17 protein-coding genes are annotated in these 22,760 nt (G+C 62.3%); 6 read left to right on the top strand and 11 right to left on the bottom strand.

Annotated features, from left to right (window positions below; translation table 11 throughout):
* Nucleotides 1–137: 137 nt before the first annotated feature.
* A complete protein-coding gene (locus IE188_RS05900; RefSeq protein ID WP_191285547.1) occupies nt 138–1,202 on the top strand; it encodes a YeeE/YedE family protein in 1,065 nt (354 codons plus the stop codon).
* Here IE188_RS05900 and IE188_RS05895 read toward each other — a convergent pair.
* The 10 genes from IE188_RS05895 to IE188_RS05850 form a co-directional block, all read right to left on the bottom strand.
* Nucleotides 1,135–2,421 carry a DUF3422 family protein gene (locus tag IE188_RS05895; RefSeq protein WP_191285546.1) on the bottom strand — a complete coding sequence of 429 codons (1,287 nt, stop codon included), beginning with the start codon at nt 2,419–2,421 and terminating at the stop codon, nt 1,135–1,137. The genes IE188_RS05900 and IE188_RS05895 overlap by 68 nt on opposite strands.
* A 107-nt stretch (nt 2,422–2,528) precedes the next feature.
* Complete coding sequence (gene murD / locus IE188_RS05890; RefSeq protein ID WP_191285545.1) at nt 2,529–3,938, bottom strand: UDP-N-acetylmuramoyl-L-alanine--D-glutamate ligase; 1,410 nt, start codon at nt 3,936–3,938, stop codon at nt 2,529–2,531.
* Nucleotides 3,939–4,097: 159 nt separating this feature from the next.
* Nucleotides 4,098–5,180, bottom strand: coding sequence for a phospho-N-acetylmuramoyl-pentapeptide-transferase (gene mraY / locus IE188_RS05885; protein ID WP_191285544.1), 1,083 nt, complete (start codon nt 5,178–5,180; stop codon nt 4,098–4,100).
* Between the two features lie 21 nt (nt 5,181–5,201).
* A complete protein-coding gene (locus tag IE188_RS05880) occupies nt 5,202–6,617 on the bottom strand; it encodes a UDP-N-acetylmuramoyl-tripeptide--D-alanyl-D-alanine ligase (RefSeq protein ID WP_191285543.1) in 1,416 nt (471 codons plus the stop codon).
* On the bottom strand, nt 6,614–8,104 hold the full coding sequence (locus IE188_RS05875; protein ID WP_191285542.1) for a UDP-N-acetylmuramoyl-L-alanyl-D-glutamate--2,6-diaminopimelate ligase: 1,491 nt from the start codon (nt 8,102–8,104) through the stop codon (nt 6,614–6,616). The genes IE188_RS05880 and IE188_RS05875 overlap by 4 nt, the downstream gene beginning before the upstream one ends.
* A gap of 18 nt (nt 8,105–8,122) precedes the next feature.
* A complete protein-coding gene (locus tag IE188_RS05870) occupies nt 8,123–9,919 on the bottom strand; it encodes a peptidoglycan D,D-transpeptidase FtsI family protein (protein ID WP_191285541.1) in 1,797 nt (598 codons plus the stop codon).
* Nucleotides 9,916–10,257 (bottom strand): cell division protein FtsL, encoded by a 342-nt coding sequence (gene ftsL, locus IE188_RS05865; RefSeq protein ID WP_191285540.1) that lies wholly within the window; start codon nt 10,255–10,257, stop codon nt 9,916–9,918. The genes IE188_RS05870 and ftsL overlap by 4 nt, the downstream gene beginning before the upstream one ends.
* Nucleotides 10,257–11,255 carry a 16S rRNA (cytosine(1402)-N(4))-methyltransferase RsmH gene (gene rsmH, locus IE188_RS05860; RefSeq protein ID WP_191285539.1) on the bottom strand — a complete coding sequence of 333 codons (999 nt, stop codon included), beginning with the start codon at nt 11,253–11,255 and terminating at the stop codon, nt 10,257–10,259. Before rsmH ends, ftsL begins: the two co-directional genes overlap by 1 nt.
* A 1-nt stretch (nt 11,256) precedes the next feature.
* Nucleotides 11,257–11,772 carry a division/cell wall cluster transcriptional repressor MraZ gene (mraZ, locus tag IE188_RS05855; RefSeq protein WP_191285538.1) on the bottom strand — a complete coding sequence of 172 codons (516 nt, stop codon included), beginning with the start codon at nt 11,770–11,772 and terminating at the stop codon, nt 11,257–11,259.
* 665 nt (nt 11,773–12,437) lie between these two features.
* Nucleotides 12,438–13,514 (bottom strand): Mrp/NBP35 family ATP-binding protein, encoded by a 1,077-nt coding sequence (locus IE188_RS05850; RefSeq protein ID WP_191285537.1) that lies wholly within the window; start codon nt 13,512–13,514, stop codon nt 12,438–12,440.
* 477 nt (nt 13,515–13,991) lie between these two features.
* Here IE188_RS05850 and IE188_RS05845 point away from each other — a divergent pair, with 477 nt between their 5' ends.
* Nucleotides 13,992–14,207: a DUF1127 domain-containing protein gene (locus tag IE188_RS05845; RefSeq protein ID WP_191285536.1), complete on the top strand. Its 216-nt coding sequence runs from the start codon at nt 13,992–13,994 to the stop codon at nt 14,205–14,207.
* 554 nt (nt 14,208–14,761) lie between these two features.
* Complete coding sequence (locus IE188_RS05840) at nt 14,762–16,027, top strand: SulP family inorganic anion transporter (RefSeq protein WP_191285535.1); 1,266 nt, start codon at nt 14,762–14,764, stop codon at nt 16,025–16,027.
* Nucleotides 16,028–16,037: 10 nt separating this feature from the next.
* Here IE188_RS05840 and IE188_RS05835 read toward each other — a convergent pair whose 3' ends face one another.
* Nucleotides 16,038–18,407 (bottom strand): ATP-dependent helicase, encoded by a 2,370-nt coding sequence (locus tag IE188_RS05835; RefSeq protein WP_191285534.1) that lies wholly within the window; start codon nt 18,405–18,407, stop codon nt 16,038–16,040.
* 233 nt (nt 18,408–18,640) lie between these two features.
* Between IE188_RS05835 and topA the strand changes: the two genes are divergently transcribed.
* The 3 genes from topA (at nt 18,641) to IE188_RS05820 (ending at nt 22,760) form a co-directional block, all read left to right on the top strand.
* Nucleotides 18,641–21,202 carry a type I DNA topoisomerase gene (gene topA, locus IE188_RS05830; RefSeq protein WP_191285533.1) on the top strand — a complete coding sequence of 854 codons (2,562 nt, stop codon included), beginning with the start codon at nt 18,641–18,643 and terminating at the stop codon, nt 21,200–21,202.
* 156 nt (nt 21,203–21,358) lie between these two features.
* On the top strand, nt 21,359–21,916 hold the full coding sequence (locus IE188_RS05825; protein WP_191285532.1) for a L,D-transpeptidase: 558 nt from the start codon (nt 21,359–21,361) through the stop codon (nt 21,914–21,916).
* A 148-nt stretch (nt 21,917–22,064) separates the two neighbouring features.
* A complete protein-coding gene (locus IE188_RS05820; RefSeq protein ID WP_191285531.1) occupies nt 22,065–22,760 on the top strand; it encodes a CoA transferase subunit A in 696 nt (231 codons plus the stop codon).

The raw sequence follows: 22,760 nt of genomic DNA, 5'->3' as shown, positions 1-22,760 counted from the left end.
GCCGCATATCGTTCGCTGCGCCCCGCCAAAGGCAGGAAAATTTCCTTGGAATATACACCAAACACCCAGACACGCCCCTTGCCAGAGCCGAAATCACTTGCCAGATGGAACACATTCCCAAATGCGGAGACATGAAGATGTTTGAGACCCTTGGCTTCGAGACCCTGACCCCGCGCACCGCCTCGATCCTGTTCGGATTGGGGCTGGGCGTGGCCTTCGGCGGGCTGGCGGAAATCACGCGTTTCTGTCTGCGGCGTGGCCTGATCGGTGGCGGACAGGACAACCGGTCCGCGCTTGCGATCTGGGTGACGGCCCTGGCTGTGGCCGTTCTGGGCACCCAGGGCGTCGTACAGGCGGGATGGATCGAGTTCTCGGCCCATCGGTTCCTCGCCGCGGACCTGCCCTATCTGTCGATCGTTATCGGCGGGCTGTTGTTTGGCATCGGCATGGTCCTGACCCGGGGCTGTCTGTCACGTTTGGCGGTGCTTGGAGCCTCGGGCAACCTGCGCGCACTGGTGGTGCTGTTCGTGGCCGCCCTTGCGGCATTGGCGACGCTGAAGGGGCTGCTTGCCCCGGTCCGCGTCGCGCTTGAGGGGGTGACGATCCCTGCCCCGACCCTGCCGCTCTGGACCGCGATCCTGCCGGTTCTGCTGTCGGGCTTCCTGATCCGTCAGGCGCGCCCACGCGCCGGTGTGCTGCTCCTGGCGGCCCTTCTGGGCGTTTTGATCCCGCTGGGCTGGGTCGGCACCGGTCTGGTGCTGCAAGACGAGTTCGACCCGATCACCTTTGAAAGCCTGTCCTTCACCGCACCGCTGGCAGACACGCTGTTCTGGACCGGCGCATCTTCGGCCATCGGGGCCAACTTCGGCACCGGGTTGATCGGTGGCGTGGTATTGGGTGCGCTGGCATCGGCGCTGATTGCGGGACGGTTCCAATGGCAGGGTTTCGACGGTCCGGGCCAAATGGGCCGTTACCTGACCGGCGGCGCGCTGATGGGTTTCGGCGGGGTTCTGGCTGGCGGCTGCACCGTTGGTGCCGGCATCTCGGGTGTGGCGACCCTATCGGTGGCCGCGGTGCTCGCATTGATCGCCATCTCGGCTGGCGCGTGGGCGGCAGGGCGCGTGGATGCGCGCTTTACGTCCCGATCGAATGACGGATCCGCCGCACGCCCCACCACACAAGCGCAACCACAGGCAGCGTAAGCGCGGCGGTCAGCATCCCTTTCGAAATACCCAGCAGTTCGGTCAGGGGATAGGCCAGATAGCCCGCCAGTGACACCGCGTAGTAGCTGATCGCGACGACCGACAGACCTTCGACGGTTTCCTGCAAGCGCAGTTGCATGTCGGCGCGGCGGTTCATCCCCTCCAGCAGCGCCTGGTTCTGTTCGGACCGCTGCACATCGACGCGGGTTCTGAGCAGATCGCCCGCCCGCATCGCCCGTTGAGCCATACTGCCCAACAGCCGTTCGGCGCTTTTGATCGTGCGCATCGCGGGGTCATAGCGACGCATCATGAACTCGCTCATCGTCTGGCGCCCCATGAACCGTTCCTCGCGCAGCGCCTGAATGCGCTGATTCACCAATGCCTCATAGGCTTTGGTCGCGCTGAGCCGGAACGACGTCGCGGCGGTCAGATCCTCAAGCTCGGACGAGATTTGCAGAAGTTCGTCCAATGTCGCCTCGGGCGCTTCGTCATCGCGTGACATGGCGCCCACCAGCTTGGTCAGTTCACCATCCAGATGGCCCAGCCTGGCTTGCAGGTGGCGCGCGGGGGGCAGGCCCAGCATCGACATGGACTTGTAGGTTTCGATCTCGCACAGGCGCTGCACGATCCGGCCGATGCGGCGCGGCCCGGCGGTCTTGTCGACAAAGGCGGTAAAGCGGATATGTCCGGCCGTGTCGATGCGGAAATCACCGGCCACCATCGCGGCCCGGTCCAGCACCCACGTCGCCGCCACGCTTTCGGCCACAAACCAGTTCCTGAGCACATCGTTCATCTCGGCTTCGGTGTCGGGCATGAGGTCGACCCGAAGATGGATCGATGTCACACGCTTGCCCGGTGCCTGTTGCAGCCAGTCTTCGGGAAACACGTCGAAAGCTGCCGGCTCGAAGGCCCGCGAGGCGACGCCGTCGGCAAAGACTGTATAGGTCACGAACTCGGTATGTTGTTCCCATTTCAGGTGATGGCGCCCGATCGTGCCGAAATAGTGGTTTGCATCGGGGCTGGGATGGGGCGCGCCGAACCGGTCCAGAAGGTCGATCAGATGCGCGCGGTCCTGATCCCGGTCCCGGCTGGCCGCATGGTCGGGGCATTTGACGGCAAGATAAACGGCCGTGACAGGCGCCGACAATGCAGGCGAAGGTCGGGCGTGCAATTCGTTCGCCAACTCATAGCGCTGCGGGTAATCTTCCAGTGACAACATGCGGGTTTGCTCCTTCTGCGACACAGGTAGCAGAGGCAAGACCCCTTGCAAACCCTTAATAACAAGGGGTTTTCATCATGTTTCGTATGCCGCGGAATACTGGCAACCTAACGACCGGACATGAGCGACGCGACCTGTCGTGCGAAATCCTCACCGCGCTTTTCGAAGTCCGGATACTGATCGAAACTGGCCGCCGCCGGGGCCAGAAGAACCGTGTCACCGGGCTGGGCCTCTCCGGCTGCCCGCGCCACGGCCTGCGCCATGGTTTCGCATATCTCATACGGCACATCGCCCAGTTGAAGCGCGAACTCCCGCGCTGAATGGCCGATCAGATAAGCCTTTGTGACACCAGAGAGATCCTTGGCCGACAGGCTTTCGATGCCCCCCTCTTTCCCCAAACCACCCGCGATCCAGCGGATGTGGCGGAACGCAGACAGGGCGGCGCGGGCGCTGTCCACATTGGTGGCCTTGCTGTCATTGACAAAGGCCACCCCGTCCTGTTCGCCCACCAACTGCGAACGGTGTGGCAGGCCTTTGAAGGCATGAAACGCAGCCTCGATTTGCTTGGGGGCAAGACCCAAGGTGCGGCAGGCCGCATAGGCCGCGCAGGCATTCTGGTGATTATGTGTGCCGGGCAAGCCCTTGATCCGGCGCAGGTCGATCGACCCCACCTGCCGCCCCTTGCGGTATTCCGACAAGAACCCCTTACGGGCATAGACCTGCCAGCCCGGCCCGGTCAGCTTGCGGTCGACCGAGATGCGGATCACCCGATCATCCGCCGGCCCTTCTGCCATCTGTCCCGCCAGATAGACGCCTTCGGCTTCGTCCACACCGATCACCGCGCGGTCCGGACCGCCCTCAGCAAAGAGGCGCCGTTTCGCCGCGAAATAGCCCCCTATGCCGCCATGCCGATCCAGGTGATCGGGCGACAGGTTGGTGAACACCGCCACATCCGGCGTCAGCGCGCGGGCAAGCTCGGTCTGATAGCTGGACAGTTCCAGCACCACGACCTCGCCGTCATGGGCAGGGTCGATGTCCAGCACCCCACGCCCGATATTGCCCGCCAGTTGCGCAGGACGCCCGGCATGTTCCAGCGCATGATGGATCAGGGCCGAGGTGGTGGACTTGCCGTTCGACCCGGTGACCGCGACCACCTTGGGCATGATGTCGAAGCTGTCCCAGTCCCCGTCGGCAAAGCTGCGGAAAAACAGGCCGATGTCGTTGTCGACGGGCACGCCCGCCTCCATCGCGGCGGCGACGATCCTGTTCGGTTCGGGGTAAAGATGCGGGATACCGGGGCTGACGATCAGGGCGGCGACGTCCTGCCACGCGTCCGCGCGGGTTAGGTCGTGCAGGATCAAAGCCTGCCCTTCGGCGCGCTCGCGGGCCTCACGGCTGTCGTCCCAGCAAAGCGCCTCGGCCCCGCCCTCTTCCAGAGCATGGGCCGTGGCAAGGCCGGACCGTCCCAGTCCCAAAACCGCAACCTTCTGACCTTCATAGCCTTTGACAGGGATCATCCACGCCTCCTGTTTCGTTTCATTATGGCTAGACCACGGCGCGTGGAAACGAAAGCCCCTGCCTGATGTTGCGAGGCAGGAAAGGGGCGCTGCCCCTTCGAGTGAAACCGTTGGTTTCACTCTACCCCGGGATATTTTTGGCCAGAAGAAACAGTTGGATCAGCGGACTTTCAGCGTTGCCAATCCGATCAGGGCGAGGATCAGCGAGATGATCCAGAAGCGAATGACGATCTGCGGCTCCTGCCAGCCCTTGTGTTCGAAATGGTGGTGGATCGGCGCCATCAGGAACACGCGGCGTCCGGTGCGTTTGTAGTAAAGCACCTGAATGATGACCGACAGCGCCTCGACCACGAACAACCCTCCGACGATGGCGAGCACGATCTCGTGCTTGGTGGCAACCGCGATGGCACCCAGTGCGCCGCCCAGCGCCAGTGACCCGGTATCGCCCATGAACACGGCAGCGGGTGGGGCGTTGTACCACAGAAAGCCCAAGCCTCCACCGATCAGGGCCGAGGTGAAGATGAACAGCTCGCCCGTGCCGGGGACGTAATGGACATCGAGGTATTCGGTGAAGTCGACACGGCCCACCGCGTAGGCGATGACGCCCAGCGTGCCGGCGGCGATCATCACCGGCATGATGGCCAGCCCGTCCAAACCGTCCGTCAGGTTCACCGCATTGGCCGCGCCCACGATCACGATCATCACGAAGGGGATGAAGAACAGGCCCATGTTCAGAAGCGTGTCCTTGAAGAAGGGCAGCGCCAGTTTGAATTGCAACCCTTCGGGGTGGCAGACCGACGCGAGATAGCCCGCGATGGCAGCGATCAGAAGGCCCAGCGCCATGCGCAGCTTGCCAGACACTCCGGCGGTCGTGGCTTTGGACACCTTGGCATAGTCGTCGGCAAAGCCGATCAGCCCGAAGCCGTAGGTGACGAACAGCGTGATCCAGATATAGGGATTGTCGAGCCGCGCCCAAAGCAGCGTGGACACCAGAAGTGCCGACAGGATCAACAGCCCGCCCATCGTCGGTGTGCCCTGTTTTTCCTTGTGGCTTTCGGGGCCGTCATCGCGGATCGGCTGACCCTTGCCCTGTTTTCGCCGCAGGATGTTGATCAGCGGCTGACCGAACATAAAGCCGAAGAGAAGCGCGGTGAAGAAGGCGCCGCCCGACCGGAAGGTGATATAGCGAAACAGGTTGAAAACATCGCCACCGTCCGAAAACTCGGTCAACCAATACAACATAAAGCGGGCCCTTTTTTGGAATTAACGAAGCGATTGACCCATTTTGCGGATCGCGTCAACAGTCTGAGACACCAACGAGCCTTTCGACCCTTTCACAAGCACCACATCGCCTGCGTCGATCAGCCGGTGCACCTGCGCTGACATCTCGGCGGCGGTCGCGACCCAAAGCCCCTGCTGATCGCCATCCAGCCGCGACCAGAGCGCCTGCATTCGCGGTCCGACACAATGCACCTGGTCGATGGCACGCAAGAACGGCAGATCGGCCAGCGCGGCGTGCAGGGCGACCTCGTCCGGGCCAAGTTCCAGCATGTCGCCCAGGATCGCAATGCGGCGGCCTTTCTGGATGCGGCCCACCCCGTCCGTGGGCTGCATCGCGCCCAGCACCTCCAGCGCCGCCGCCATCGAGGTCGGGTTGGCGTTGAAGGCGTCGTCGATCAGGGTCATGGTCAGGCCCTCGGGGGCATCCAGTGTGACGCTTTCACGCGTGCCGCGTCCGGTGGGGGGCTGCCAAGTGTTCATCGCGCGGGCGGCAAGCGTCACGTCTGCGCCCAGCGCGTGTGCCGCGACCAGAGCCGCCAGCGCATTCATCGCGAAATGGCGCCCGGGCGAGGCGATTTTGAACATCTGCTCCACCCCCGCGACCGTAGCCTTGCAGATCGTGGCATCCGGCGTCAGCGAAACATGGGTCAGCCGGTGATCGTTGCCATCGCCTTCGCCGAAGCTCTCGACATGATGGCCGTCGGCGGCGCGGGTCAGAACCGGCGTGGTCTCAAGGTCGCCATTGATGAGGGCGACGCCCCCCTCTTCCAGCCCTTCGAAAATCGCGCCTTTTTCACGCGCGATTCCGGCAAGATCCTCGAAGGCTTCCAGATGCGCGGCGGCGACGGTTGTGACCATTGCCACATGGGGCCGCGCCAAGCGGGCCAGCGGGCCGATTTCGCCGGGATGGTTCATGCCGATTTCGATCACGGCAAATTCTGTGTCTTTGGGCATCCGCGCCAGAGTCAGCGGCACGCCCCAATGGTTGTTGTAACTGGCCTCGGCGGCATGGGTGCGGCCCTGAGCGGACAAGACCGCGCGCAGCATCTCCTTGGTCGAGGTCTTGCCGACTGATCCCGTCACGGCCACCACGCGCGCATCCGTACGGGCGCGACCAGCACGGCCCAGCGCCGCGAGCGCGGTCAGGACATCATCGACGACCAGAAGCGGTGTGTCGGCGGTGACGCCATCGGGAATGTGGCTGACCATCGCTGCGCCCGCGCATTTTTCCAAAGCCTGCGCGACGAAGTCATGCCCATCGCGCACGTCTTTCAGGGCAACAAACAGATCGCCCGGCTGGATGGTGCGCGTATCAATCGACACGCCATCGACCGACCAGTCGCCCTGCGCCTTGCCACCCGTAGCCTTCGCGGCGTCGTCGGCCGTCCACAAGCTCATGCGAGGCGTCCATCCAGCGCGGCGACCGCGATCGAGGCCTGTTCGGCATCATCAAACGGCAACACCTGATCGCCAACGGTCTGGCCTGCTTCGTGCCCCTTGCCCGCGATCAGAAGGGCATCGCCGGGGCCAAGCGCATCGACGCCCCGCAGGATCGCCTCGGCCCGGTCACCGACATTCACTGCCTCAGGGCAACCCGCCATCACCATGGCACGGATCGCGGCGGGGTCTTCGGAGCGTGGGTTGTCATCGGTGACAAAGACGACATCGGCGTTTTCCGCCGCCGCCTGCCCCATTAACGCACGTTTGGAGGTATCGCGATCACCGCCCGCGCCGAATACAAGGACAAGGCGCCCCAACACGTGCGGGCGCATGGCACGCAGCGCAGTTTTCAAGGCATCGGGCGTATGGGCATAATCAACGAACACCGCCGCTCCATTGTCACGGGTGGCGGCCAGTTGCATCCGCCCGCGCACGGTTTCCAGATCTCTGAACGTGTCAAACACGTGCTGAGGCTCTGCCCCGCAGCCGATGGCCAGCCCTGCGGCAACCAGCACGTTTTCCGCCTGGAACCCGCCAATCAGGTTCAGGCGCGCGGTGTGCGCCGCGCCGTTCCAGGTGAACATCAACTCTTGCCCGGTGGCGTCAAAACGGCGGGCCTTGATGCGCAGCTCGTTCTCGTCGCCCTGCCCCACACGGATCAGCGTCTGACCGCGCGCCTCGGCGATGGTGGCGATCTGGGCCCCTTTGGGATCGTCCATGTTGACCACGGCGGTGCCCCCTTCAGGCAGCACACGGGCAAACAGCCCGGCCTTGGCGGCGAAGTATTCGTCAAAACTCGCGTGGTAATCCAGATGGTCCTGGGTGAAATTGGTGAACGCGGCCGCCGACAGACGCACGCCGTCCAGACGGCGTTGGGCAAGCCCGTGGCTGGACGCTTCCATCGCCGCGTGGGTGACACCGGCGCCCGCCATCTCGGCCAGCAATTTGTGCAGGGTAATCGGTTCGGGCGTGGTGTGGGCCAACGGGGCGGAGAATGCGCCTTCGACCCCGGTGGTGCCCAGATTGGCGGCCTCGATCCCCAGAAGCGTCCAGATTTGCCGGGTGAAGTTGGCGACCGAGGTCTTGCCGTTGGTGCCGGTTGCGGCAACCATGTGTTCGGGCTGCGCGCCAAACCAAAGGGCCGCAGCATAGGCCAGCGCCATGCGCGGGTCTTCGGTGACGACAAGCGCAGCATCCGAAGCGTCCAATTCCGCCTTCGCGATCCTCGCCCCCTCCGGGTCGGTCAGGATCGCCCCCGCCTTCATGCGCAGCGCGTATTGAATGAACTCGCCGCCATGGACCTTCGTTCCCGGCAAAGCGGCGAACAGATGTCCCGGCTTCACATTGCGGCTGTCCACCGACAGGCCGGTAATGCGCGCCTCTTTGCCACCTCGGGCGCTCAGCCCCAGTTCCGCCAGGGATTTGGTGTTCGTCTCAGCGCCCATACATGCAACCCATCCAGATCAGTTCGAAGCGAGTGTTACCCCAGTTGCCGCAAGAGATTCAACGATGGGTTCCGGTTCCGGCTTCATTCCCAGAAGGGGCGCGACCCGGCGCACGATCTCGGACGCCACGGGAACGGCGGTCCAGCCAGCGGTGCGTCGCGGCTTCGGGCCGGATGTTTCGACCGGTTCGTCCAGCGTGACCACCAGAACATATTTCGGCTTGTCCGCCGGAAACAGGCTGGCAAACGTGTTGATCACCTTGTCGTCGTAATAGCCGCCCTGCGGGCGCGGCTTGTCGGCGGTGCCGGTCTTGCCCGCCACTTTGTAACCTTTCACCTCGCCGAACGAGGCGGTGCCTTCGGTCACGACCTTGCGCAGCATATCGCGCGCCGCCGCGGCAGACGCCGCCGACATGATCCGCGGACCGCGTGCGATGCGGTCCTGTTTCAGCACGGTCGGCTTCACCGCGAACCCGCCATTGGCAATCGCGGCATAACCCGCTGCCAGGTGCATCGGCGTCGAAGACAAGCCATGCCCATAGGAAATCGTGACCGAGCTGAGCTTGCCCCAGTTCTTCGGCAGAAGCGGTTGCGAGCCGCGCGCCTCGACAATCTCGAACGGGGTGCGATCAAACATGCCAAGCGCGCGCAGGAAGGTCTGCTGACGTTCCGGTCCGATCTCAAGCGCCATCCGCCCGGTGCCCCGGTTCGAGGATTTGACGATGATGTCCGACACGCTCAGCTTGCCATAGTTCTTGTTCTTGAACTCGCCGATCCGGTAGCCCGCGATCTTCATCGGGATGCCGGTGTCGATGATCGTGTTGGCGTTCACCAAGCCAAGATCCATCGCCTGAATTGCTGTGAAAATCTTGAAGGTCGACCCAAGCTCGTAAACCCCCTGCACCGCGCGGTTGAACAACGGGCTGTCGGACTGATCGCCCTTGGTCAGAACGCGTGGGCGCTTGTTAGGGTCGAAATCGGGCAAGGACACGACCGACACCACCTCGCCGGTATGTACATCCATCAGGATCGCGGCGGCACCCTTGGCGTTCATCAGTTTCATGCCGCCGTAAAGCACACGTTCCACGGCGCTTTGGATGGTCAGGTCAATCGAAAGCGCCAGCGGTTTGTCGCCATTGGCCGGGTCACGCAGATAGTCGTCGAACTGCTTTTCAACGCCCGCCACGCCGATCACTTCGGCGGCGCTGACACCCTCGCGCCCGAAACTGGCCCCGCCCAACACATGCGCCGCCAGCTTGCCATTGGGGTAAAGCCGCATCTCGCGCGGGCCGAACAACAGGCCCGGCTCGCCAATGTCGAACACGGCCTGCTTTTGCTCTGGGCTGAGTTTTTTCTTGATCCACAGGAACTTGCGCGTGCCGGTGAAATCCTTGATCAACCGCTCGCGCTTAAGATCGGGAAAGATTTTCACCAACTCGTCCGCCGCGCGCAGCGGATCCACCATCAGGGGCGGCTGGGCGTACAGCGCGTGGGTCACAAGATTTGTGGCCAGGATACGCCCCTGCCGGTCAACGATATCGGCCCGTGCGGTGGCAATCGCCGATCCTGGCGCTTGCGCGCGCGGCTCCTGCGGTTCGGTCGAGGACAGCATTGCCATCCGCCCGCCCACCACCAGAAAGGCACACAGAAACAGCCCCGCCATCACCAACAGCCGCCCTTCCGAGCGCAAGCGCGACCGATCACGGATTTCTTCATGCCGGTGGCGCAGGTTCTCGCGTTCGATCGCATCGGGGTTTTCGCCCTTGGCACGAGCATCCAGAATACGGGCCAGCGGGCGCAGGGGGACGCGGGTCATTGGTCAATCTCCCCAAAAACATCAAAGGTTTCGGTGATCTCCGGCAAATCTTCGTCTGGAAAGACCACCTGCTCCACCCGGCCGAACTGCTCGGGCGCCAGCGGCAGAAGACCCAGACGATCATAATTCAACTCGGCCAGATCGCGCAGCCGGTCCGGGCGGTTCAAATAGGCCCATTCGGCGCGCAGCACGGCAAGTTGCTCCTGCATCTGCCCGATTTCGCGTTGCAACGCCTCGACCCGATCCAACGACGCCTGCGTCTTGTAGTTCTCCGAGTAAGCCCAATAGGCCAGCGCCATGACGACCAGGGCGGAAGTGATGTAAAGCAAGCTACGCATTATGATTTATCCTTGAAAACAAGGGGAGGAAGACCAAGTTTGCGCCGGTCTGACGGGCCGGCAGGGGCATCGGTGCGGGTGGCGACACGCAGGCGCGACGACCGGGCGCGGGGGTTTTCGGCAAGTTCGTCGGCGTCGGGCGCAATGGCTTTGCGCGGTGTTAACTTGAAACGCGGCGTTTCCGCGGCCTCTTGCGGGGCATAACGCGACCCGCCTCCGCCTTCCGATGCGCGCGCTTGCAGGAAACGTTTCACCACGCGGTCTTCCATCGAATGAAAGGTGACGACCGCCAGCTTTCCGCCGGGTTTCAGCGCGCGCTCTGCGGCCTCAAGCCCGTCGATCAGTTGCCCGAACTCGTCATTCACTGCGATGCGGATGGCCTGAAATGACCGTGTGGCCGGATGACTTTGACCGGGTTTCGACCGCGGCAGGCATTTTTCCACCACTGATGCCAGTTGCAGAGTGGTTTCAAACGGCGCCTCCGCCCGTGCTTTCACAATGGCACGCGCAATCCGGCGCGATGCGCGTTCTTCGCCATAATGATAGAGGATGTCGGCCAGCGTTTCCTCATCCGCCTGATTGACGATGTCAGCCGCCGTGGGGCCGGATTGGCTCATCCGCATGTCCAGCGGTCCGTCGCGCATGAAAGAAAAACCGCGATCCGCCAGGTCCAACTGCATCGAACTGACACCAAGGTCCAGCACGACGCCGTCCAGCGGTCGCCCCGCAAGCGTGTCCAGCTTGGAAAACGTGCCCTCGCACAAGGTCAGCCGTTCGCCGTAATCCGCCGCCCATTCGGCGGCCATGTCGAACACCATCGGATCACGGTCGATCCCGCAGACCCAGCCTGCCCCGGCCTCCAGCAATCCACGGGTATAGCCCCCCGCCCCGAACGTGCCATCGGCCCAGTCGCCAGAAACAGGCGCGACCGCTTGTAAAAGCGGCCGTAGCAAAACTGGGATATGAGGACGTTTTTCGGTGGCAGCCGGGTCGGTCATGTCATCCATCCCCTCCGGATTTCGACGCGCCGCCCAAAAGCGTGAGCGGGTCGAAATCTTCAGGCAGGCTGTCCAGCCATGCCTCGGCCTTGGCCATTTCGACGTTTTCGTAGGTCTCGGGCTTCCAGATCTGAAACGTGTCGCCGGTTGCGATGAAGAACGCCTCGTTCTCAAGCCCGATTTTCTGGCGCAGCTTGGCAGGCAGAACCAGTCGACCGGTTTCATCTACCGTTGTCGGCAGCGATTGACCGTTGAACATACGCTCCAACGCGCGACGTTCGACCGAACCGCGCGGCAAATCGGCGATCTGCTGATCGACCTCGTCAATCGCTTCGATCGTGTAACATTCAAGGAAGTTGCGGCGCTTGTCGCCATAGACAATGACGAGATTGGGGTTCAGGCCTTCGGTCCAGTCGGGGTCGCCCGCCTCAAGCACACGGCGAAACAGGGCCGGGATCGAGACCCTGCCCTTTGCATCCACCTTGTGGTGGCTTTCACCTCTGAACCTGCGTGCCACTTGCGCGGCTCCTTCACTGTCCCACTTCACTGCCCTGCCCCAGATTCGGGGGGCTGGAATAGAAACGGCGGATTGAGCTGCTGCCACTGCCCAATCCGCCGCCTGTCCCGTTTCCGGGTGTCCAGCTGCGCGCGCCACCTGGGGGGATGTCTGCTCGCGTTCGCGCCGGATCTCTTTCGTTGCGATGAAGCGGGTGCCTGTATGAAACCTGACTTGGGAGTGTCATGAGGTCTTGTTGCCTCTTATGTCCCGTCCTCATCTTGTATTTAGGGATAGCTTGGGAATTTATGGGACGCAATAGTTTTTTACGGGACAAACTGGGCATATCTTGTTCTGCAGGGGTATGAAAAACAAGATATTGTAGGGATTTCGCCCCCATCGGAACGAAACTTAGCGGAAGCTGACCAGATCAGACACCAAATATAGTGCTGCAAGCGCAGCACAAAAAAATCCCTCGATTTCCCATATTTTTTTGAAATCAGGGACGGATATGCCGCAAAATAGGGACGAACCAGCACAGAGAATCCGAAATTGATGGCTGGTTTTAGAGAGATTCCACGGGTTCGCGACCCGATCCCCATGATTTCCCATCCGGTGATTCAAAAGGTGAATCAAAACGGCCCATGATTTCCCACGGGCCGTTCAACTCGGTTTGACAAGCACCTTCAGGCGATGCCGCGCGCCACCAGATCTCGGGCCAGCGCGGCATAAGCGTCGGCCACCGGCCCGTCCCCCAGGGCGGCAGGCGATCCGCTGTCACCCGCCAGACGCACCTCCAGCGACAGGGGAATTTCACCAAGGAAGGGCGCGCCCAGTTCGGCAGCTTCATCGCGGACACCGCCGTGACCGAACAAATGCGCCTCGTGCCCGCAGTTGGGGCAGACATAGGTCGACATGTTTTCGACCAGGCCAAGGATCGGCACCTTCACCTTGTCGAACATGTCAATCGCCTTGCGCGCATCCAGAAGCGCCACATCCTGCGGGGTCGACACGATGATTGCGCCGGTGATCTGCGATTTCTGCGCCAGGGTGAGTTGCACGTCGCCTGTGCCCGGCGGCAGGTCGATGATCAGCACGTCCAGCGGGGCCCAGTCGACCTGAAACATCATTTGCTGAAGCGCCCCCATCAGCATCGGGCCGCGCCAGACCACGGCTTCACGATCGGATTTCAGCATCAAGCCAATGGACATCATCTTGACGCCATGCGCTTCGACCGGAACCAGTTGTTCACCATCGGGCGAGGACGGGCGCTGGCTGGTTCCCATCATCCGCGGCTGGCTTGGGCCCAGAATGTCGGCGTCCAGCAGGCCCACCTTGCGCCCCTGTCGCGCCAACGCCACGGCCAGGTTCGAGCTGAGCGTGGATTTCCCCACCCCGCCCTTGCCCGAGGCAATGGCGATCACACTCGCCACGCCCGGCACCGGCAACGGCCCGGCCTGCGGTTTGGGATGCCCCCCGATCTTGAGGTTCGGGGCCTGTGGCGCGGGCTTGGCAGGCCCGTGTGCGGTCAGGATGACCGAAACGCGCTCAACCCCGTCAAGGGCGGCCACAGCGGCCTCTGCCGCGCGGCGCTGCGTTTCCATGCCAGCCGCCTGTTCCGGTGTCGGGGCCTCGATCACGAAACTGACAGCGCCGCCATCAACACTGAGCGCACGCACCATATCGCGCGAGGCCAGATCCCCCCCGTCCGGCAGGGCAATTGTGGACAAGGTGCCCATGATCTTTTCGCGCATTTCCGACATTCGTGCCTCCTTCGATTTCGACCATTACTTGGCAGCTTTGCCGACAGGTGCAAGGGGCATACGCGGCAAAGACGGTCGGTCACGCGGTCGCGGGGCAAGAGGATCACGGCGTATATCCCGGCTTTCACACCCGACACCCCGTCAGATCGCGACACGGTTTCGGGCGCAGGACGAGTCCCGTCGCCGCCCTGCAAGTTGACCCAAAGTTAACGCCAACATTCCAACTTCTGCGCCGCAGCAATTTACCTTGCGTCACCGCGCAAAACTCCACCAAACACTTAAAAACATGGAGTTTTTAAGTATGCATTCGCCGCATACCGGCTTTGCGGAAGCGGGGTATTGTGCAATTGCAGCATTATGCCCATCTTGGGGTCACGGCGACGATGTGAGCGCCAACAGAACATTTGGCGGCCCAACACGGTCCGGCTGCCCCGCGCCCCGCAAGGGCCCGCGGAAACGACGCAAGAGAGTACGAAGATGACATATGCAACTGAAATCCTTTCTGCCCCCGTCGGCATTGCCGATCGTCTGGCACTCCGGTTCGCAGACTGGAAAGATAAAATGGCGCAGCGCGCCCAATATCGTGAAACCGTTCGCGAGCTGAGCGCGTTGAGCGACCGCGAACTGAACGACCTGGGCCTTGGCCGCGCGTCGATCCGCACGGTCGCCCGCATGGCCGTCTACGGCAACTGAGTTTCCGGGCCACCACCTACCCTCCTCCCGGGTGGTGGCTTTGATTGGCGGCGGGACCGACCTCCTCCCCGGTTCCGCCGCACAATCTGAAAGTTTCGGGCCTTCCTCCTCCTCCCGGAAGGTTCGCGGGTCGCGGCGGCGCCTACCTCCTCCCAGGTGTCGCCGCCCCCCCAAAGATCCGGTTCTTCCTCACCTCCTCCCGAGGCGGAACCGATACGGTGACGGGTCTACCTCCTCCCAGACCCCGAACCACATGACGTCGGGTCTCTACCTCCTCCCGGAGCCCCGCATCACAATAGAACGGCGGCGCTCACCTCCTCCCGGGCGTCGCCGTTTCTTTTTGGGGGCAGTCGGCAGCGGCCGTGATGCCCGGCCCCGGACATACCGGGATTGCAGATTTATCGGTTGATTTTCGGCCGCCGCGCAGCCTAAAGCGTTTCGACAAAAACCCGAGATATCAGCTTTTGTCGAAACGCCCACGACGTATGAACGTGGCACGCGTTTCGAGTTAAGCTCGTGCCTCAAGTTTAACTCGAAACGCTTTAGCTCATCCCATGCAACCCAAAATCCTGACCACGCTGCGCGACTATGATCGCGGCCAGTTCACCAGCGATCTGATCGCGGGTGTGACGGTGGCCATGGTCGCCCTGCCGCTGAGCCTCGCCATTGCCATCGCCTCCGGCGCGGGGCCGGAAAAGGGCCTGGTAACGGCCATTGTGGCCGGGTTTCTGATTTCATTACTTGGTGGCAGCCGGTTGCAGATCGGCGGGCCGACCGGCGCGTTCATCGTTGTCGTTTATGGCGTGATTTCCGATCACGGCTATGACGGGCTGGTGCTGGCAACGCTGATGGCCGGGGTCATCATGTTGGTCGCGGGGTATCTGCGCGCGGGCAATCTGGTCGCCTATGTGCCTGAACCGGTCATCAATGGCTTCACCATCGGCATTGGCATCATCATCGCCACCAGTCAGATCAAGGACCTGTTCGGCCTGTCCATCGCAGACGTGCCCGCCGAGTTCATCGCGAAGATGGGTGCCCTTTGGGCCGCGCGCGACACTGTCAGCGGTGCGGCCTTGGCGATTGGTCTGGCCACAATGATTCTGATCGCCGGGCTGCGGCGGCTTGCGCCGAAATTTCCGGGGCTGATCGTTGCCGTGGGTTTGACCTCGGCCCTGGTCGCGCTGGCGGCCTTGCCGGTTGACACAATCTTCTCGCGCTTCGGTGCGCTGCCCAGCACCCTGCCCGCCCCCGCCCTGCCCGAGATCAGCATCGCGCGGATCACCGAGCTTTTACCATCCGCATTTGTCATCGCCTTTCTGGCCAGCATCGAATCACTTCTGTCTGCGATGGTCGCCGACCGGATGATTGGCGGCAAACACCGCCCGAATGCCGAGGTTCTGGCACAGGGCTTTGCCAATATCGGCTCGGCGCTGTTTGCAGGTCTGCCTGCGACCGGAGCAATCGCGCGCACCGCCACCAACGTGCGGGCTGGTGGCAAGACGCCGGTTGCGGGCATCGTCCATGCGCTGACCATCCTCTTGGTCATGCTGCTGGCCGCGCCGCTGGCAGGTTACCTTGCGATGCCCGCGCTGGCCGGGCTGCTGATGCTGACCGCCTGGAACATGAGCGAGCCGCAGAACTGGCGCGGCTATATGCAGGGGCGCGTGTCGGACCGCGTGCTGTTGTTGCTAACGCTGGTGCTGACGGTGTTTGCGGACCTGACGATCGCCATTGGCGTCGGTGTTTCGGTCGGGTTGGCCCTGCGCCTGCGCCGCAGCGATGCTGTGCCCGAAAAAGACTGGACCCCGCCAGACCGGTAACGCCGCCCAGTCAGAACGGCACGTCACCCGCCTGCGCGGCGGGCACGATGAATTTCGACACGACTTTCTTGGCGCCCGCCTTGTCAAACTCGATATCCAGCTTGTCGCCTTCGATGCCCATCACGGTGCCATAGCCAAACTTGGTGTGAAACACGCGGTCGCCTTGGGTAAAGGACGACACGGCGGTCGCGTCGATAACCAATCCGCGCGCCTCGTTCGGGCTGGGCTTGGCGCGCAGGTTCCCCTGCGCCTGCATCCGCTTCCATCCCGGCGAGTTATAGGCATCCGCCCGGCTGGCTTTATCCTCAAGCGGTGACGCGCCGAAATCGCCCGCGGTGCCGCCATAGCCACCACCGTAAAGGCCGGGCGCGGTCAGCACCTCGACATGGTCCGCGGGCAATTCATCAACGAAACGGGACGGCAGTTGCGATTGCCACTGACCATAGACCCGACGGTTGGCGGCAAAGGATATCGTGCAAATCTCCTCGGCGCGGGTGATGCCGACATAGGCCAGCCGCCGCTCTTCTTCGAGGCCCTTCAGCCCGCTTTCATCCATCGACCGTTGCGAGGGGAACAGGCCATCCTCCCACCCCGGCAGGAACACGGCGGGGTATTCCAGCCCCTTTGCCGCGTGCAGGGTCATGATGGTGACTTTTTCCTCGGCGTCGTCCGTGTCATTGTCCATGATCAGGCTGACATGTTCCAAAAACCCTTGCAGGTTTTCGAAACTTTCCAACGCCTTGACCAGTTCCTTCAGGTTTTCCAGCCGCCCCGGGGCTTCGGGCGTTTTGTCGTTCAGCCACATCTCGGTATAACCGGATTCTTCCAGGATCACCTCGGCCATTTCGACATGGGTGTCGTCCTCGGCGCGCAGTTGGGTGAACCAGCGATCTAGCCCCGCGACCAACTCTGCCAGCCCCTTGCCGCCCTTGCCCTTGATCGCGCCGCTTTCCACCGCGATGCGCGCACCTTCCACCAGCGACACGCCGTTTTGCCGTGCGAGCGTCTGTATGGTCTGCACCGCCTTGTCGCCCAACCCGCGCCGGGGCGTGTTGACGATCCGTTCAAAGGCCAGATCGTCGTTCTGCGACACGGTCAGCCGGAAATAAGCCATGGCGTCGCGGATCTCCATCCGTTCATAGAAGCGCGGGCCGCCGATGACGCGATAGGGCAGACCGATGGTCAGGAAGCGATCTTCAAACGCGCGCATCTGGTGTGAGGCGCGGACGAGGATGGCCATGTCATCCAGCGACATCCCCGCCCGCCCCCGTGTGCCCGATTGCATCGCTTCGATCTCTTCCCCGACCCAGCGGGCTTCTTCGTCGCCGTCCCAATGGCCGATCAGACGCACCTTTTCGCCGCCGTCGGCCTCGGTCCACAATTCCTTGCCCAAACGCCCCTCATTGCCCGCAATAACGCCGGAGGCCGCGGCAAGGATATGCGCGGTCGAGCGGTAGTTCTGCTCCAGCCGCACGACCTTGGCGCCGGGAAAATCCTTTTCAAACCGCAAGATATTGCCCACCTCGGCCCCGCGCCAGCCATAGATCGACTGGTCGTCATCACCGACGCAGCAGATATTCCTGTGACCCGCTGCCAGCAGGCGCAGCCACAGATATTGGGCGACGTTGGTGTCCTGATACTCGTCGACGAGGATGTATTTGAACCAAGTCTGGTATTTCGTCAGAATGTCGTCGTGTTTCTGGAAAATCGTGACCATATGCAGCAGCAGGTCGCCGAAATCGCAGGCGTTCAGCGTTTTCAACCGCTCCTGATACTGGGCATATAATTCTGGTCCGCGCCCGTTGAAGGCGTTGGCTTCGGATGACGGCAAGGTTTCCGGCGTCCAGGCCCGGTTTTTCCAATTGTCGATCACGCCAGAAAGCAGCCGCGCAGGCCAGCGTTTCTCGTCAATATTTGCCGCTGCAATCAACTGTTTCAGCAGCCGGATCTGATCGTCCGTATCCAGAATCGTGAAATTCGTTTTCAGCCCCACAAGCTCGGCATGACGCCTGAGCAGTTTCACGCAGATCGAATGAAACGTGCCCATCCACGGCATCCCCTCGACCGTCTGGCCCAGCAGTCCCGCGACACGCTCCTTCATCTCGCGCGCAGCCTTGTTGGTGAAGGTCACGGCCAAAATCTCGTTCGTGCGCGCCTGTCCGGTGTTCAGCAGATGCGCAATCCGCGTGGTCAGCGCCTTTGTCTTGCCGGTGCCGGCGCCGGCCAGCATCAACACAGGGCCGTCCAATGCCTCGACCGCTTCGCGCTGCGCCGGGTTCAACCCATCCAGATAGGGCATCGGGCGCGCGGCCATCGCCTGCTCGGACAGGCGGGGGCGGGCGGCGGCCTCGAACGCGTCGTTTTCGTCGAAATCACTCATATGCGCTCTTTATCAACGGGAAGGCGGGGTGGGAAGAGTGTTCCATGAATGTTCTGCCCGCGCAAACCGATTGTCAGCGAAACCCCGAAATTTCCCGCCCCCTAAAGGGGGCGCGGCGAAAGGCCCGCCTATATATAAAGCCTGCCCATTGACAAGCTGCCCCTTCGCAACACATCTAACGCCTCCAGTAAGACCGCCATTCAATAATGGTCGCCTGAGTCGAGAGGAAGTTCATGCCCGTTGTCGTCGTTGAAAGCCCGGCCAAAGCCAAGACCATCAACAAGTATCTTGGGTCGGATTACACGGTTCTTGCCTCTTACGGCCACGTGCGCGACCTGCCGCCCAAGGATGGATCGGTCGACACCGACAACGAATTTGCCATGAAATGGGAGGTCGGCCGTGACAGCGCCAAGCATGTGCGCGCCATTGCCGAGGCGTTGAAAGACGACAACAACCTGATCCTCGCCACCGACCCCGATCGCGAGGGCGAGGCGATTTCCTGGCATCTTGAGGAAGCCCTGCGCAAGCGGCGGGCAATCAAGAAGGACACACCGGTCAGCCGCGTGGTGTTCAACGCGATCACGAAATCCGCCGTCACCGAAGCGATGGAACAGCCCCGCGATGTCGACACTGATCTGGTCGAAGCGTATCTGGCCCGCCGGGCGCTGGATTATCTGGTGGGCTTCAACCTGTCCCCCGTCCTGTGGCGCAAGCTGCCGGGCGCGCGGTCGGCGGGGCGTGTGCAATCGGTCTGCCTGCGCCTGATCGTCGAGCGCGAGGAAGAGATCGAGGCGTTCAAGGCGCGTGAATACTGGTCGGTGAAGGCGCTGCTGACCACCCCGCGCGGGCAGGAGTATGAGGCGCGTTTGACGGTCTTGGGCGGTCAGAAGCTGGACCGCTATGACCTTGAAAACGAAACCGCCGCGGAAATGGCGGTGCAGGCCATCACCTCGCGGGATTTGACCGTGCAGTCGGTGGAAGCCAAGCCCGCCACCCGCAACCCCTCGCCGCCCTTCATGACCTCGACCCTACAACAGGAAGCCAGTCGCAAGTTCGGCTTTGGCGCGCGCCAGACCATGTCGACCGCCCAGCGTCTCTATGAAGCCGGTTACATCACCTATATGCGAACCGACGGGATCGACATGGCGCCCGAGGCCGTGTCGGCCGCCCGCGACGCCATTGCCGACCGCTATGGCAAGGATTTCGTCCCGCAAAGCCCGCGCATCTACAAGAACAAGGCCAAGAACGCGCAGGAAGCCCACGAATGTATCCGCCCGACGGATATGACCGTGGATGCGGGCCAGTTGGCCAAGCTGGAACCCGATCAGCGCAAGCTTTACGACCTGATCTGGAAACGCACGCTGGCCAGCCAGATGGAAAGCGCCAAGTTCGAACGCACCACCGTCGATGTCGGGTCCAGCGACGGGCAGGTGGTGCTGCGCGCGACCGGGCAGGTTGTCGTTTTCGAAGGCTTCCTGAAGGTCTATGAAGAAGGGCGCGACGATCAGGTGGTCGATGACGACGACAAGCGCCTGCCGCAGATCATGGAAGGCGAGAAAGCCGACAAGAAATCCATCACGCCAGAGCAGCACTTCACCCAGCCCCCGCCGCGTTACACCGAGGCGACGCTGGTGAAACGGATGGAAGAACTGGGCATCGGGCGCCCGTCGACCTATGCGTCGGTGATCACCACGATTCAGGATCGCGAGTATGTGCGCAAGGACAAGAACCGCCTGTTCCCCGAGGACAAGGGCCGGATCGTGACCATCTTCCTGATGAATTTCTTCCGCAAGTACGTGGGCTATGAATTCACGGCGAATTTGGAAGAGGAACTTGACGAAATTTCGGCTGGTGATGCGGATTACAAAGAAGTTCTTGCCCGCTTCTGGCGCGATTTCTCGGCGGCGATTGCCGAAACATCCGAATTGCGGATATCGGAGGTGCTGGACAAGCTGGATGCCGCCCTTGCGCCCCAACTTTATCCGCCGCGCGAAGACGGGTCGGACCCGCGGATTTGCCCGAAATGCGGCACCGGCAAACTGCACCTGAAAACCTCGCGGACCGGCGGGTTTGTGGGCTGTGGCAACTATCCCGAATGCACCTATACGCGGCCCATCGCGGGCGAAGGGGCCGAAGGGGATGAGCGTCTGCTGGGCGAAGACAATGGCGACGAGATTTGGCTGAAATCCGGTCGGTTCGGGCCTTACGTGCAGCGCGGTGAGCCGACACCCGAGAACAAGAAGCCGCCTCGTGCGTCGCTGCCCAAGGGCTGGTCCAAGGACGACATCACGCTGGAAAAGGCGCTGGTGCTTCTGTCCCTGCCCCGCGTTGTGGGCGAACACCCCGACGGCGGTGAGATCAAATCTAATTTCGGACGCTTTGGCCCCTATATCATGCATCAGGCAGACGGCGAGGCGAAGCCGGTTTACGTCAACCTGAAAGACCCGGCGGACGTGTTCGAGATCGGCATGAACCGCGCGGTCGAGATGCTGGCCGAAAAACGCGCCAATCCCGGCGGACGGGGACGTGCGGCGGCCAAGCCATTGAAAGAGCTGGGGGAACACCCCGAAGACGGCGGGCCGGTGAACGTGATGGATGGGCGCTATGGTCCTTATGTGAAATGGGAAAAGGTCAATGCGACCTTGCCCAAGGACGTGGATGCCGCCGATGTGACGATGGAGATGGCGGTGGCGCTGATCGCCGAGAAAGCCGCCAAGAAGAAGCCTGCGAAAAAGAAGGCAGCGGCCAAGAAGAAGCCCGCTGCGAAGAAGAAGACAGCCAGCAAGAAAGCGTGAGCGGACGGGCTGCCGTGCCTGGCCCGGATATCTCCTATCCGGGCCATTAATGTGACGGGTTGGCCAGTAACATTCCAACTCTCGAATTTGTGATTTGAACCTCGCCCCGGCGCGGGTTTCAGTGCGGCAAAACGCAATCGAACAGTGAGCCTTACCATGTCACGCCTTCTTTCGCGCCGCGCGGTCATCGCGGGCGCAACCGCTTCCTTCGTCCTGCCGCAAACCGGCCTTGCCACCCCCGTCATCGAAACCGCCAAACGCAACGCGTCCAGCTTCGCCAACCAGGATTGGCGCGACCATTTCGACACGCTGGACCGGGTGACGATCGTCTGCGACACGGTATCCCGCGCCCTGCATTACTGGAGCGCGGATGGCAGCGATTATCGCATCTATCCAACCTCGGTCCCGATGACGGACGAGTTGACCAAGACCGGCTACACCAAGATCGTGCGCAAGAAGGTCGGTCCGGACTGGACCCCCACCCCCAGCATGCTGGAACGCAACCCGGAACTGAAATACACCCCGCCTGGCCCGGACAACCCGCTGGGCACCCATGCGATGTATCTGGACTGGCCCGCGTATCTGATCCACGGCACCCATGACACGCGCAAGATCGGACGCCGCAGCTCGGACGGCTGCATCGGTCTTTACAACAACGCGATTGCCGAGCTGTTCGCCATCACGCCGGTGGGTGCCCAGGTGCGGATCATCTGATCGGTTTGCACCGGTTCCGCCCCCCTGCGCGCGCAACGGATCGGGGCTTAGGTAGAAATACCTGAAGCCCCGCCCAGCCTTCGGGTTTCGTTGACTTTGCCCCCTCCTCACGCCAGAACAGTCGCAAAACTGACGAGAGGTAACTTTCATGAAAAAGGTATATGGCAGCGCCGCCGAGGCCCTGGACGGGCTTTTGTCGGACGGGATGCTGATTGCCGCCGGGGGGTTTGGCCTGTGCGGTATTCCGGAGCTTCTGATCGACGCGCTGGTGGAAAGCGGCGTCAAGGACATCACTGTCGCGTCGAACAATTGCGGCGTTGACGGGTTCGGTCTGGGCAAATTGCTAGACACCAAGCAGATCAAGAAAATGATGTCGTCCTATGTGGGCGAAAACGCCGAGTTCATGCGCCAATACCTGTCAGGCGAGCTGGAGCTGGAGTTCAACCCACAAGGCACCTTGGCCGAACGGATGCGCGCCGCGGGTCACGGCATCCCCGGGTTTTACACCAAGACCGGCGTCGGCACTGTGATTGCCGAGGGCAAGGATGTGAAAGTCTTCAACGGCGAAGAATACATTCTTGAGGAAGGCATTTTTGCCGACCTGTCCATCGTCAAGGCCTGGAAAGCCGATGAAACCGGCAACCTGATCTTCCGTAAGACCGCCCGCAACTTCAACCCGCCCGCCGCCATGTGCGGCAAGGTCTGCGTGGCCGAGGTCGAGGAAATCGTGCCGACCGGGTCGCTGGACCCCGACGCCATCCATCTGCCGGGTATCTATGTGCATCGCATCATTCAGGGCGAACACGAAAAGCGCATCGAACAACGCACCATTCGGGAGGCATAA

It is taken from the genome of Aliiroseovarius zhejiangensis, from assembly GCF_014656375.1.
Lineage (GTDB): Bacteria > Pseudomonadota > Alphaproteobacteria > Rhodobacterales > Rhodobacteraceae > Aliiroseovarius > Aliiroseovarius zhejiangensis.
Note: the sequence above shows the minus strand (reverse complement) of the source record. Positions and strands in the feature narration are given on the sequence as shown.

Bases quoted from the DNA above. Each gene is read 5' to 3' on its own strand.
- IE188_RS05840 (WP_191285535.1), top strand. From the start codon at position 14,762: ATGCAACCCAAAATCCTGACCACGCTGCGCGACTATGATCGCGGCCAG.
- IE188_RS05820 (WP_191285531.1), top strand. From the start codon at position 22,065: ATGAAAAAGGTATATGGCAGCGCCGCCGAGGCCCTGGACGGGCTTTTG.
- IE188_RS05870 (WP_191285541.1), bottom strand. From the start codon at position 9,919: ATGACCCGCGTCCCCCTGCGCCCGCTGGCCCGTATTCTGGATGCTCGT.
- IE188_RS05845 (WP_191285536.1), top strand. From the start codon at position 13,992: ATGACATATGCAACTGAAATCCTTTCTGCCCCCGTCGGCATTGCCGAT.
- murD (WP_191285545.1), bottom strand. From the start codon at position 3,938: ATGATCCCTGTCAAAGGCTATGAAGGTCAGAAGGTTGCGGTTTTGGGA.
- IE188_RS05880 (WP_191285543.1), bottom strand. From the start codon at position 6,617: ATGAGCTTGTGGACGGCCGACGACGCCGCGAAGGCTACGGGTGGCAAG.
- IE188_RS05895 (WP_191285546.1), bottom strand. From the start codon at position 2,421: ATGTTGTCACTGGAAGATTACCCGCAGCGCTATGAGTTGGCGAACGAA.
- IE188_RS05850 (WP_191285537.1), bottom strand. From the start codon at position 13,514: ATGTCGGAAATGCGCGAAAAGATCATGGGCACCTTGTCCACAATTGCC.
- mraY (WP_191285544.1), bottom strand. From the start codon at position 5,180: ATGTTGTATTGGTTGACCGAGTTTTCGGACGGTGGCGATGTTTTCAAC.
- IE188_RS05835 (WP_191285534.1), bottom strand. From the start codon at position 18,407: ATGAGTGATTTCGACGAAAACGACGCGTTCGAGGCCGCCGCCCGCCCC.
- IE188_RS05825 (WP_191285532.1), top strand. From the start codon at position 21,359: ATGTCACGCCTTCTTTCGCGCCGCGCGGTCATCGCGGGCGCAACCGCT.
- topA (WP_191285533.1), top strand. From the start codon at position 18,641: ATGCCCGTTGTCGTCGTTGAAAGCCCGGCCAAAGCCAAGACCATCAAC.
- ftsL (WP_191285540.1), bottom strand. From the start codon at position 10,257: ATGCGTAGCTTGCTTTACATCACTTCCGCCCTGGTCGTCATGGCGCTG.
- IE188_RS05900 (WP_191285547.1), top strand. From the start codon at position 138: ATGTTTGAGACCCTTGGCTTCGAGACCCTGACCCCGCGCACCGCCTCG.
- rsmH (WP_191285539.1), bottom strand. From the start codon at position 11,255: ATGACCGACCCGGCTGCCACCGAAAAACGTCCTCATATCCCAGTTTTG.
- IE188_RS05875 (WP_191285542.1), bottom strand. From the start codon at position 8,104: ATGGGCGCTGAGACGAACACCAAATCCCTGGCGGAACTGGGGCTGAGC.